At 60.0% G+C, this 13,075-nt stretch carries 5 protein-coding genes and 1 pseudogene; 2 read left to right on the plus strand and 4 right to left on the minus strand.

The genetic code is table 11. From position 1 onward, the window contains the following. Nucleotides 1-71: 71 nt before the first annotated feature. Nucleotides 72-895, minus strand: a pseudogene (locus PCE31106_RS24415) (IS3 family transposase); the annotation flags it as partial. Between the two features lie 723 nt (nt 896-1,618). Here PCE31106_RS24415 and PCE31106_RS24185 point away from each other — a divergent pair. Further along, nucleotides 1,619-1,930, plus strand: coding sequence for a serine hydrolase (locus PCE31106_RS24185; protein WP_217425919.1), 312 nt, complete (start codon nt 1,619-1,621; stop codon nt 1,928-1,930). Between the two features lie 527 nt (nt 1,931-2,457). On the opposite strand, the gene PCE31106_RS21590 is transcribed toward PCE31106_RS24185, so the two are convergent. The 3 genes from PCE31106_RS21590 to PCE31106_RS21600 all read right to left on the minus strand — a co-directional run bounded on the left by PCE31106_RS21590 (nt 2,458) and on the right by PCE31106_RS21600 (nt 11,979). Further along, the gene (locus tag PCE31106_RS21590; protein WP_130025979.1) at nt 2,458-2,670 is read right to left on the minus strand and encodes a cold-shock protein; all 213 of its coding nucleotides are present in this window, start codon (nt 2,668-2,670) and stop codon (nt 2,458-2,460) included. Between the two features lie 306 nt (nt 2,671-2,976). Then, on the minus strand, nt 2,977-11,619 hold the full coding sequence (locus PCE31106_RS21595) for a glycoside hydrolase family 94 protein (protein WP_150564624.1): 8,643 nt from the start codon (nt 11,617-11,619) through the stop codon (nt 2,977-2,979). Nucleotides 11,620-11,646: 27 nt separating this feature from the next. Beyond that, nucleotides 11,647-11,979, minus strand: a complete 333-nt coding sequence (locus PCE31106_RS21600) for a hypothetical protein (RefSeq protein ID WP_150549841.1) — start codon at nt 11,977-11,979, stop codon at nt 11,647-11,649. A gap of 211 nt (nt 11,980-12,190) precedes the next feature. On the opposite strand from PCE31106_RS21600, the gene PCE31106_RS21605 reads away from it, so the two are divergent. Beyond that, entirely contained in the window at nt 12,191-13,009 is an 819-nt protein-coding gene (locus tag PCE31106_RS21605) for a PRC-barrel domain-containing protein (protein WP_150549840.1), read from the plus strand. Nucleotides 13,010-13,075 lie beyond the last annotated feature (66 nt).

A 13,075-nucleotide genomic window follows, 5' to 3' on the forward strand; every position in this document is an offset into this window, starting at 1 on the left:
TGATCTGCTGCCGCACCGTTGGACGCCTGCCGTCCGTTGAAACCTCATCCGTCAAGACGGGTTTGCTAGCCGCTTACAAATTCCGGCCCATTGTCCGACCGAAGATAACGGGGCGCTCCGTGCACGCTGATCAACCGACTTAGCACTTCAATGACTCGGCGTGAGCGAATCGATCCCGCCACATCGATCGCCAGGCATTCCCGCGTATATTCGTCGACCACGGTCAGACATTTGACTTGCTGCCCGTTTGCGCAGGCGTCGAATACGAAGTCGTAGCACCACACCGAGTTACGAGCCGCTGGCGCATGAGGCCTCGGACGGCTGCCGGCAACCCGGCGCCTACGTCGCTTCCTCGGCACTTGCAGGCCCGCCCGGGCCCAGAGCGAGGCACATCGGTCGCGGCCGACAACGATGCCTTCGCGCTCCAGCAACACGCGGATGCGACGAGAGCCGAAGCGCGGGTGATGTCCCGACAACGTTCTCATAGCCTCGATCACCGGTGCATTCTTGCTTGGCATCTTCAATGCATAGCTCAAGCTCGAACGGCTGACCTGCATCAGCGCACACGCTCGCCTTTGACTCAAACCCCGCGCCATCGCGAACCGGGCTTGTTCACAGCGAACCTGTGCGCTCACCACTTTTTTGCGCCGATCTCCCTCATGACCTCAATCTCAAGATCGCGCTCGGCCACCATTTTCTTTAACCGCGCGTTCTCGGCCTCAAGCGTCTTGAGTCGTTTGACGTCATCGCTGACCATCTCGCCGAACCGTTTGCGCCAAGCGTATATCGACGCTTCGCTCACGCCATTGCGCTTGGCCACCTCGGGGATCGTATCTCGATCCGCCTCGCGCAGAATTCGCACAATCTGTTCGTCACTGTACCGGCTCTTCTTCATACCAACTCCTCGTCTGAGCTGAGGAGCCATTATCTCTAGATTTGATTGGTACGAAATTTTCAGGGCAGGTCAAGGGCATCGACACCCTAATTTTTGTCCATCAATGTGGACACCATTTAAGTGCGTTTCTGTGGCGCGACAGAAAATAGGTGCAAAACGGTCGCGTACTCTGTGGTGGACAGAATTTGTGTTCAATCCTGCGAACCGAATCAGGTAATGATGCCTGGTGTGCATTCATGCCGATCCAGTCTCCTTGTGTCAAAACTTTCGTGACTGGCTCCAAGCAGAGATTCCGTGGAGTGAATCGATTGCCATCGATCACGTCATTTGCGCAGATGATGCTGGATCGGACGCGACCGCTAGGTTGGCGACCGAGATCATTGAAAGTTCCAAGGGGGCACGGTCGAAAGTCATCGGATATCGCGAGCTAGCCGCGGATTCACTGTCGACTGCGAAGCGGGTGCATGCGGTAACTGCCGTCGCCGGGAGCGGTGGGCTTTTGCGCGAGATCAGTCGGGATCTCCGAGAGTTTGTGTCGCCAACACTTCCCCGTAATTTTCTCCTCGGCATTGGGCTTCCGCAAACCAGGGAAGTATGGGAGAGATTTCTCTGCCATTTTCCCAGGATGGTAACCACCACGGGTGTTTACCATGGAAGGGAGCGCCCGGCGTTTCTCTCTCGAAACAGACTCAATTTCGAGCGCATTTCGAGGACAGAGAAACCATGCACATCAAACGCGCCAGGACCCTCAAACCCGCCCAAATCCGCCACCTGCTCCGCGTCACTGAGGCGACCAGTTGGCGCCCCGAGCGCAACGCACTCATTCTGCTCCTGGGCCTTATCTGCGGTATGCGAATCTCCGAGATTTGCACCGCTTGGCGTTACTCGAATGTTGGTCTCATATTCGTCGCTAGGCTTATTGAGCGGGCTGCAGATATGCCGCTTGAAGCCGCTATCAAGCAGCGTGTTTTGACGCCGCTTGGCATCTCGACGCTTCGCTTCGCAACGGAACGTTCAGAACTCTGTGGCGAGTAGCCTGATATAGGACGAACCGTTCAAAGCGTGAAGCAACATTGGTCAGTTGACCTCCGAAAGTAGTAACTAGCGGTCGGCGACTGGCGCAGGCAGCAATTCTGGGCAGCTATCCGGGGCCCGAGAGGACGTGCTTGCCGGACAGCGGCAACCGTTACAGCGCCGACGAACCAGGACATGCTAGCCATAATATCTTCTCCTGCTCGCGATTCAGGACCGGGGCCTGAATCGGTGACGCCGATGCCTACCACCCCCACCTGAGCGTGCTTGCGGCGCGGCTATAGGATTTGCCGAATTGTGTCGGCTCAAGGTGTTTGCCCACACGTCGAATCAGGTCGCGAGCGAGCAGTGCGTCGGTAAGGGCGTCTGACAGGGGCTCGGGATCGTGTCCTGAAACGCGCTGCAGTGCGGCAAGGATGGCTTGCTTCGAGAGGGAGAGCATGGTGGCCTCCGTTTAAATAACTGTCATCTTCCGGCCGGGTGCCGCGAACAGGCGTGCTTGCGTTCGGTCGACCTGGCCAGGCCGCGCGTCAGGCCGGCTTGATGTTGGACGCCTGTGGCCCTTTCGGACTTTGCACAACATTAAAGGAGACGCGCTGATTTTCCTGCGGCGTTCGAAATTCTTCGCGATTATCTGCGCTAATTTTAAAAAAGTGAGCGAAGAGATCTGCGCCTCCATCATCCGGTGTGATGAAGCCAAAACCCCTGCTGTCATTGAACCATTTGACAATGCCGGAACTCATAATTCACCTCTCTAATACCCAAATCTTATATCCAACGCTTTACCATCTCTAATTACAATGTATGGCGGCGTTGATAAATGGACAACCAAGAGGGTCAGAGATCGGAAGTGTCTCGCAGCGATCGGAATATCGACGCGCCATCGAAAAGCGGCGGACTTGATGGTCGCTAAATATTTTATACGCGCGCATTGATAAACAAACAAGCGATTTATTTTTTATGAAATTTAAATTTCAATTTATTTGTCTCAATGTTTTTTTAAACAATTGCATCAGAATCATCGTCCAATTCAGTGGTGAAGAAAGGCGTCACACTGGCGGAAGAAGACTGACCTGCACTCGGTGAGTACGTCCGTCGTCGACCAGCGGTATGTCTGGATCGCTTCCTTCCAAAAGTTGCCCGTCGACGGTAACGGATGCGGGGCCTTGACTCTGGCCATGCGGATTGGCTATAGAGATGAGATAACGCGATTCGCCAAATTGGTAGATCAAGCGATACCCGCGCCACTCCCGCGGAATGCACGGTGTAATGCGCAGCGCGTTGCCGCGCTTGTCCAGCCCCAGAATGGACTCCACGGTACCGCGATGCATCCACCCCGCAGCGCCGGTGTACCAGGTCCAACCGCCTCTACGCACATGCGTGGGGGAGGCGTAAATGTCCCCAGCCATAACGTAAGGTTCGACCTTGTAGGCATGTACACCGGCGCGCGTGTCGGCATGATTGATGGGGTTGAGCATCTTGAGCATGTCGCCGGCACGGTTGCCGTCGCCCATTTTCGCGTATGCGATCATGCACCAGGTGGCGGCATGCGCGTATTGCCCGCCGTTTTCCCGAATGCCCGGCAGGTATCCCTTGATGTACCCGGGATCTCGCGCCATCTTGTCGAACGGTGGTGTCAACAACAGGATGAGGTCGTCGCCCGGGCGTACCAGATAGTGCTCGACAGATTCCATCGCCCGACGCTGCCGGTCTACATCTCCCGCCCCGGAAATCACACTCCAGCTCTGAGCAATCGAATCGATACGACACTCCGCATCGCCCGCGGTGCCGAGCGGTGTTCCGTCATCGAAGTAGGCTCGCAGGTACCACGCGCCATCCCAGGCGCCATTGTTCAGCGCGGCATGCAAACGCTCAGCGTGCGCCCGCCATCGCGCTGCGGCGTCGACCTCTCCGCGCGTCTGCGCCAAATCGGCGAAGGGCAACGCGGTGGCATGCAGGAACCAGCCAAGCCAGATGCTTTCGCCTTTGCCTTCCATCCCGACGCGATTCAGACCGTCGTTCCAGTCGCCCCCGCCGATGAGCGGCAGGCCATGAGTGCCCGTTGCGAGACTGCAATCGATGGCCCGCTGGCAATGCTCGAACAGGGTTCCGCTCTGCGCTGTGACTGTCGGCACGTAATACGCATTCTCTTCGGTGTCGGGGACAGCGCGTCCCTCCAGATAGGGCACCGGCTCGTCGAGGATCTTCGTGTCACCCGTCACTCTGACGTAATGAATGACCGAGTATGGCAGCCAAAGCCTGTCGTCCGAGATATGGGTGCGCACGCCACGACCTGAGGGCGGATGCCACCAATGCTGCACATCCCCCTCGACAAATTGCCTTGCGGCCGCCTTGAGCAAATGCGCCCGGGCAAGATCGGGGCGCGCATGGCACAGCGCCATGCAATCCTGCAGTTGATCGCGAAATCCGAACCCGCCGCTCGCCTGATAGAACGCGGCGCGCGCCCACATGCGGCAAGACAGCACCTGATAGAGCAGCCAGCCGTTAAGCATAAGATCGGTCGCCCGGTCCGGTGTCTCGACCTGAAGCTGCGTGAGAATCGCGCGCCATTCCGATTTGACTGATGTCAAGACCGTGGCGGACGACGTCCCACGGTAGCGTTGAATGTATCTCCTTGCCGCGTCACGGTCGTTCGCCTGCCCAAGAAGAAGGGTCAGTTCGACGCGTTCGCCGGGTGCCAATGTGATGTGCGTGAGTAGCACGCCGCAAGGGTCCATGCCCGCACCCGTCGCATTACTAAGCGCCGCATCGGATATCAGCCCCGCAGGATGGGCGAGATCGCCGTTGCGGCCGATGAATTCCGTGCGGTTGCCGGTCCAACTGGACTGCTTGCCAAGCCAGTCCAGAAAAGCAACGCGCTCACTGAACTCGGCGTTCCATGCGTTGGTGGCGAACATTGCGCCCGTGACGGAATCGATCTCGGAGACGACAAACGGTGCATTGCGGGCACGTCCGGCACCTAGCGCCCATTCGACGTATGCCGCAGCAGAGAGTCTGCGCGGGCGCTTCGAACGGTTTTCGATAGTGAGTACGGAGAGCTTGACGGGGTCGTGCCAACTCACGAATTGCACGAGTTCGGTCTTGATGCCATACACGGCATGTTCGAAACGACTGTATCCAAAACCGTGAGAGGCAATATAGCGAGTGTTCTCCAGACGGATTGGAGATGCGGTCGGGCTCCAGAGATGTCCGGTTTCGTCGTCGCGCAAAAAGAACGCCTCACTGCACGGATCGACGACCGGATCGTTCGACCATGGCGTCAGTTGATTGGCTTGGCTATTGGCCGACCAAGTGTAGCCGCCCCCTGACTCGGAGACCTGAAAACCAAATTCCGGATTGGCGATGACGTTCAGCCATGGCGCGGGTGTGCGCTGGCCCGGACCGAGTACCGTCACGTACTCGCGCCCCTGCTCGGCAAACCCACCCAGCCCGTTGAAATACTCAAGCGCAGGGGCGGGCAACGGCGTGTCGGCGATGTCGTCGCCACGCGTTGCCCGCGTTCGGCCGATACTCAATGGCATGTGGGTAATGCTACGACCCATGCGCACGACCTGTTCTTCGAGGCTGCCTTGTCTCGCCCCCGCAAGCACGACACGGGCGGCCGTTAGCAACAATGTCATTTCCGCCGCCTCCAGGCCGTCGGCGCGAATGACGGAAATGCTGCCACGGCCGTCGTTAGGCCCGGATGTGACCTGTGTGCCGCTGACCATCGTCTGAAGGGAGACTTGCAGATCCTCGATATAAGACACCTTGCGTTCATTAAGAATCACGAGGTCGACCGGAACGCCTTTGCCTTGCCAGTATTCGTGGGCACGCAGCAACTGTCTGACAATGTCGCGGTCGTCCTGATCGTCCACGCGGACCAGTACGATAGGTAAGTCTCCGGAAATGCCAAATCGCCATAGCGATGGCGCACTGAGCGTGTTGCGTTTGAGCACCTCGGCAGCAGCACGCATCGCGGTGTCAACATAGAGCACCCGGTTGGCGATGAACTGGAAGAGGTGTGCGTCATCGGCGGTGATACCCAAATAGTGCAGATTGACCTGTCCCTGTGTCCACGCCAATGTCGAAATGCGTTGGAAGCTTGCCGGGTCGTGATATTTGTCGGTGAGATCGAGCAATGCCTCACGGCTTGGCGCCACCATCGTAGAAAACACCAGATGCTCGGTCGCACCGGGGGCAACGATAATGCGCGTGCGCAGGCTGAAGATCGGGTCCAGTACCGGGCCTACCGTATTCGACAGCGGACGGCCGTCCATCACCGCCAACGGGTCGCGAATCGTTCGCCCCCGTGTGATGAAACGTGCCCGATCCGTCTCATAGCCCACATTGCCGCCATGCGGCGAGCGCGCCAGCACATGCGCCGCCCACAAGGGCGTATCCGTGCCTCCGCGAGGGCGGCGCATGGCGAGCAGACCCTGCACTTCCGGCAGGTATTCGGTCTGGACGAACAGATTGGAAAACGCAGGGTGCGCCGTGTCGCTCGCCATCGGCGCCAGCACGACTTCAGCGTAGGAAGTGACCTCAATTTCGCGCGTCAGCGCGCCCTCGTTGGTGATGGACAGGCGACGGACTTCGGCGTTGTCTTCGGGCGACACCATGATTTCCAGTGTCGAGACAAGCGAGCCTTCCTGCCGGACGATGCTTGCACGATCCTCGGAGAACGCCACGTCGTAGGCGTCTGGCTCGATGTCCACAGGCTGGAAGGTCGCGGACCAGACAGCGTCATTTGCCGTATCCCGCAGAAACAGATAGCTGCCCCAGCGGTCGCACGTAAGGTCCTCGCGCCAGCGGGTCACGGCAGCGTTGCCGCATAGGCTGTATCCAGACCCGGCGGCAGTGATCATGACGGAATATTCGCCGTTCGATAGCAAGTGCGTGGCGGGAGGGGTCTGTCCTGCGGAATAGAATCGGCGCATGACCGGCACAATCGCCTCGATACCCGTTGGCGTGTCCGCGATGTCGGGCGCGAGATCCACCGCGCTGATTTCGCGCGGGTTCGCCTCATGCAAGAGCAAGTCGGCGGCCCGCGCGACGGGCTGACGATGGAAGCGTTGCCGCATGATGTCGCCGAACAGCACGTTCGTCAGCGCGACCAGCGACATGCCCTGATGATGGGCCATGTAGGTGCGAACCGGAACGGCGTTACAGTTTTTCGGTAGCCGAGAAGGGGTGTAGTCAATGGCGTCGTAATAGCCGAAGACACCGCGAGCGCCAACACCGTCGAGCCGTTTCAGGTTGGTCACGGCGTGCGGCAAATCATACATTGCGGCGAGCACCGTAGCATAGGGCGCGATCACGAGAGACCGCGCAAGCCCACGCTTCAATGCCAACTCGGGCACGCCGAAATCGGCATATTGATAGGTCATCGCACGGTCCCGAATGTTACAGGCCGACTCGGAGATTCCCCACGGCACGCTACGCGTCCTGCCATAGGCAATCTGACTCGCGACGGCAAGCCCGCACGATGAATCCAGCAGGCTCCTGTGGGGATAGTCCATCACCAGTGACGGCATCAGGTATTCGAACATCGAGCCTGACCATGACATCAGCACCGCTGCCTTGCCGTAAGGCGCCATGATGCGCCCGAGCCGGAACCAGTGCGTTGCCGGCACGTCGCCCTTGGCGATGGCAATGAAGCTCGTCAATCGCGACTCGGACGCAAGCAGGTCATAGTACGAGTTGTCCAGCTCGGCGTCCGCCATTCGATAACCAATCGAGAACAAGCGCCGGTCGGAGGCGAACAGGAAGCGAAAATCCATCTCGTCGAATAGCCGGCGAGCCAATGCTGCAACGGCTTCAAATCGTTTGGCGATGTCCGGACCGGGTAAAGGTGACGCCGTGAAGTACCGGGGCGATTGGCCGGCAGGCGACACGTCCGGCGTGAGATCGAGCAGGTGGCTCTTGACATTGTTCCGGATCGCGCCGACCCAGTAGAGCACTTCGCTATGCGCAGCGTCACCACGTTCGTTCACGAATGTCTGGGCGAGATCGAGCAGCGTCGTCGCGAGATGGTCGATCTCGCACCAGCGCCGGCGCCACCCCTCGGATGCATCGGCGATGACGTCAATCGGTTCGGACGGCACCGGCTGGAGGAGCATGTGTTCCAGCGCATTGAGCTCTTCGTATAAGTGGTTCCGGTTCACCGTGAGGGTTCGCCGGTCGTCGCTCTCGTGAGCGATGGCGTCGCGCAAGAGCGCAACCGTGTCGAGAACTCCATCGAGCTGCGCGCGGCCGAACACCGGTTCGAGAGCAATTTCTTCGCACGCGCTCGTCACCACGAGCAGATGGCCTGCCAGATTGCCGCTGTCAACGCTCGACACATACTGCGGTGCCAGAGGGCTCAGATCCTGGGTGTCATACCAGTTGAAGAAATGCCCCTGGTAGCGCGCAAGGGTCGACATCGTGCCAAGCGTTCGCTCCAAACGTTCGAGCGTCTCCGTCACGCCAATCCAACCGAAGTCGCGGGCAGACAGTACCGACAGCAAATAGAGGCCAAAGTTGGTCGGCGAGCTTCGGTGTGCCACCACGGGGCGCGGGTCTTCCTGGAAGTTGTCGGGCGGGAGGTGATGATTGTCGTCGTCGACAAAGGTAGTGAAAAAACGCCAGATTCGCCGGCCGGCCATTCGCAGTGCCTCGTTATCTTCCGTCGAGACGAGGGACGAGCGCGCGGGGCGCGGCTGGCGGCTGATCCGTTGGGCGACGAACGGAGAGAGGCCCCAGACGATCAGAAACGGCGCTGCCCAGAGAAGGCTGGCAGGTCTGAGCCATGTCACGATGGCCGCGCACAATACCGTGAGTGTGATGGCACCGCGAAGCGACCAAATAAAATTGCCGAACGAGCGCCCCGCATGCAGTTTAAGCTGCGCCGCCGTTACCCATTCGAGCAGTCTGCGCCGTGAGACGGTCAGCCGGAATAACGTGCGTGCGATGGCGTCGGCGGCGAGCCACGCCTGGTTCGCCAACATCGACGCTACGATAAACGTACGCTCGACGCCGCTGCCAATGTCGCGGCCAACCGCGCGCAAGTGGCTCGACATCGAAATGCCAGTCTGTGACGGGATCAGGCCTGCCGCAATCATGAATATCGTGGAGGCGGAAATCGCCAGCAATACCAGTGCCGACCAGACCCCGACAGGCGCCTGTGCGACTACCCATGCGCACACCAGCGTAGCCAGCGCCGCTGGCGCAGTGAGCGAGCGACGCAAATTGTCGAGCATCTTCCATCGAGCCGCCGCCGGAATCGCCCCGCCGCGCTTGCCGACAATCCACGGCAGAAGTTGCCAGTCACCGCGGATCCACCGGTGCAGCCGGATGGCGGCGACCTGCGCATGCGAAGGGAAGTCTTCGAACAGTTCGACATCCGTGACCAATCCGCAACGGGCGAAGTTGCCTTCGAAAAGGTCGTGGCTAAGAATCGTGTTCTCCGGAATTCGGTCTGCAAGCGCGGATTCGAACGCATCGACGTCATACAGGCCTTTGCCGATGTAACTGCCCTCGCCAAGCAAATCCTGATACACATCGGACACGGCGCCGGCATAGGGATCGATGCCGTAGCGTCCCGAAAACAGGCGCGAATAGAGGGTTCCCTCGTGCATGGCGGGCAGTGTTGGCGTGATGCGCGGTTGCAGAATGCCGTAACCAGCGACCACGCGCCGCGAGCCCCGATCGAAGTGCGGACGGTTCAGCGGGTGCGCGGCTGTGCCAACGAGCTGCCGCACGGCGTCGATAGGCAAACGCGTGTCGCTGTCGAGCGTGATGACGTACCGGACACCGGGAGGTGTCCACGGCGCACGTCCTTCGATGTCCATGAACGAGGTGTCGGTGGCACCTCGCAGCAGCCGGTTGAACTCGTGGAGTTTGCCCCGTTTGCGCTCCCATGCCAGCCATTTGCGCTGCGTTTCATTCCAACGGCGCCTGCGATGGAACAGGAAGAATCGTGGGGTATCGGCAGTGCTGTCTGCATAGCGGGAATTAAGCGTCGCAATGCGGGCGCTGGCGGCTGCCAGAAGCGGCATATCGCTGTCGATGTGCTCCGCATCGGCGTCGCGCCAGTCGGAGAGCAGGGCAAACCGGACGTCACCCTTGGCATTCGCAAGATAGTGCACTTCCAACTGTGCGACCTGTGCGGCGATGTCTGCCTCGTTCGTCAGCATCATCGGTACGACGACGAACGTTCTGAGTTCAGGCGAAATGCCGTCGGCCAGCTCAAGGCGCGGCAAGTGGCGGGGGGGGATCAGTCGGGCTAACGCGCGGTCGATGAGCAAAACGGCAAGCTCCGACGCCGGGAACAGACCACATACGGCCAATACAACCAGACCGGCGACGCCCACCCCCGCCGTGGCGCTGAGCAAGACGGGAATGGCCAGGATCAAGCCACTCAGCAGACAAACGCTCACGATGTAGGCCACCGCGCATTGCCGGGCATCATGCAACCGACAGCGACGGGCGATCGGCACACGATACGCGATCTCACGCTCAAAGGCGCGCCGGCCGGCCGACAGAAGATAGTAGCCCGGGTCCGCGCGACGCGCCATGTCTTCGGCGTCAGCCGCATCGCCCGTGCCAGAAGCTGCGGCGGCCGCCCGGGTGTTCAGCGCTTGCGTGACCTCAAGCTCCGACAAGCGCGATCTTGCCGCCAATTTCTCGATCTCGTGCCGGTAGCCATCGCGAGTCGCAAAGTCCATTTCCGCGTAACCTGCGTTGTGGCGCAGATGCGCGTCGACCAGGCTGACGTCCTCGAACAGTGGCTGCCAATCGAACGCCCGCATGTCGCGCAAACTGGTGATGACATTGCGCACGCTCATGTTCGCAGCCGCCTGACTGGCGTGTTCGGCCTGGACGATCTCCTCAGCCGATTGTCCTTGTTGCGCCAGTTGGTCGCTCAGCCATTGCAGGGACCTATCCTGATAGCGCAGGCGCTGAATCAACTGGACCGTGAAAGCCGGCTCGAACGGCTCGAACGGCTCGACGACGCGCGCGTGTGTCGTCGCTACATCACCGGCAGCAGGGGGTGCAGTCTCTTTGTGCGCGAGTAGGTCATCCGCATATCGGTCGGCGGCCTGACGGCTCACCTGGGCTCGTGTGACTTGCGCGCAGAGGCGCCGGAGATTCTCGATCATCACGGCGCGCAGTGTGAGTGGCATGGCCCAAAGCTCTGCCATGGTCAGCGGCTCGACCTTCTGATAGGCGAGCAGGAAGCACGTGAGCAGCGCAGGATCGAAACGGCTGTCGGTGTGAGCCACGAAGGCCCACATCACACCATAGATGCGCGGGAGGCCACGCAACGGGCCGTCAAGCAGCCGCGGCAATGATCGGAAAGACTTCGTGTTCAGACCGTTCCGGACCTCTCTGAACTGGTCCGAGACGGTACGGAAATTGTCGAGTAACCATTCCGCAGCCGGGGTAATCGAGCGGCGCTGCAAGGTGGCGTGCGCGGTTGCGTCATAGCACCGGCGCAATACACGCTCATTGTCGGCGGCGCGTAAGGTTAGCCCTCGGGTGCGCGGCGGATGCGCGGCGACTTGCTGGGCGCGCGCCAAACTGAGCGCATGCTGCTCCAGTCGGTCGCGGCTGAACAACTCCGCGCGAATCGGGGCCTCCACAGGCCCGAAGTCGCTCGTCCCCCGTGGGGTTCCGACAAAGTAATCCAGTCCTGGCGGTTTCCACATGCCGATGTCTCCGGCGTTGCACGGCTATCAGGAGAACACGGGATGCTTGTCATCCAGACCGACGACCTCGTCGTAAATGTGGTCTCGCGTATGGGGGTCGAAGTGCTGCCAGATTCGAGCGATCCAGTATCTCAGCTTGCGCTGGAAGACGTCGCGCCCGCTTACCGGAATGGCCGGGAACTGGATATTTTCACCAATCAATTTTCCCTGCAAGTACTTGTGGGCGTTCGCTCTCACATACGCCTTGGCTTTCATCAGATCCGTGGCGCTAGAGGAAAACGACAGATCCAGACATGTCAATGTCCAGACCGCGTCCTGACGTTCTCCGTAGACATGAAGCAGTATCCTTTCCTTTCTCATGATCGACTCCTCTTGGCGCATGCGCGGCATAGGTATTTGACCATCATCGCGGCTTTTGCCGACCGAGTCGGTTCGATACCGAACGGACTCGCCAGATACTTTGAAGTACGGTGAGAACGACTACGGCGTCTGACCGTCTCCATCGCGTGGTGTTTGTGTACATGCAACGGCCGGGCGCCGTCATTGACAGGCGATTCACGGGAGGTTTGCCATGTTACGAACCCTGGACGAACTGGAGGGCTGCACCGTCCGCGCGACTGACGGTGATGTCGGTCTCGTGAAAGATCTGTACTTCGACGACAAGGCGTGGGTCGTCAGATACCTCGTTGTGGAAACCGGGACGTGGCTTGCGAACCGGCAGGTATTGATCTCGCCGATCTCGATTGGCCAGAGCGACTGGCTCGACGACATCATCCCGGTCACGATCACCAGGGACCAGGTCAAGCACAGTCCGAACATCGACATGCACAAGCCGGTTTCCCGCGAGCATGAAGCCGACTATCTGGCGTATTACGGGTACCCGGACTACTGGGGCGGCATGGGCGCATGGGGAGAATGCGCGTTTCCGGGCGGCCTCGCAAGCGGCAGCCGTTCTGAACTGGATGCATTTCGTGCGGCACGAGAAGCTGCGAATTCCAACGACGAGGGCGTGAATCGGCCGCGACACGATCCGCATCTGCGCAGTGCCGATGCGGTGAGCAACTATCACATCCATGCGAGCGACGGGGACATCGGACACGTGGAAGGCTTGCTCGTGGATGTTCACACCTGGGCGCTGCGCTACCTCATCGTGAACACCAGCAACTGGTGGATGGGCCATCTGGTGGCCGTCCCCGTGAAGGTGATCGAGCAAATGAACTGGCTAGACGCGACTGTTTCGCTGGCGCTGACGCGCGAAGCGGTGAAAGCCGCGCCGCCCTACGATGCCAAGGCCCGGCTCGATCGACGCCAGGAAATCAGCATCCATAACCACTTCGGCCGCGCGGGCTACTGGGACGATCCGCCGGCTAACAAGCGAGAGGACAGTTAGGGGCGTGGCTTCAAGGCCCCGCATCTTGATCGTCTCGATACGCCGGTGGACTGAAATCCGCCTGCA

Source organism: Pandoraea cepalis (genome assembly GCF_902459665.1).
GTDB lineage: Bacteria > Pseudomonadota > Gammaproteobacteria > Burkholderiales > Burkholderiaceae > Pandoraea > Pandoraea cepalis.

What these genes read in the sequence shown, in the direction of transcription:
- PCE31106_RS21605 (WP_150549840.1), top strand. Translation starts at nt 12,191, where the DNA reads ATGTTACGAACCCTGGACGAACTGGAGGGCTGCACCGTCCGCGCGACT.
- PCE31106_RS21590 (WP_130025979.1), bottom strand. Translation starts at nt 2,670, where the DNA reads ATGAGTTCCGGCATTGTCAAATGGTTCAATGACAGCAGGGGTTTTGGC.
- PCE31106_RS21600 (WP_150549841.1), bottom strand. Translation starts at nt 11,979, where the DNA reads ATGAGAAAGGAAAGGATACTGCTTCATGTCTACGGAGAACGTCAGGAC.
- PCE31106_RS21595 (WP_150564624.1), bottom strand. Translation starts at nt 11,619, where the DNA reads ATGTGGAAACCGCCAGGACTGGATTACTTTGTCGGAACCCCACGGGGG.
- PCE31106_RS24185 (WP_217425919.1), top strand. Translation starts at nt 1,619, where the DNA reads ATGCACATCAAACGCGCCAGGACCCTCAAACCCGCCCAAATCCGCCAC.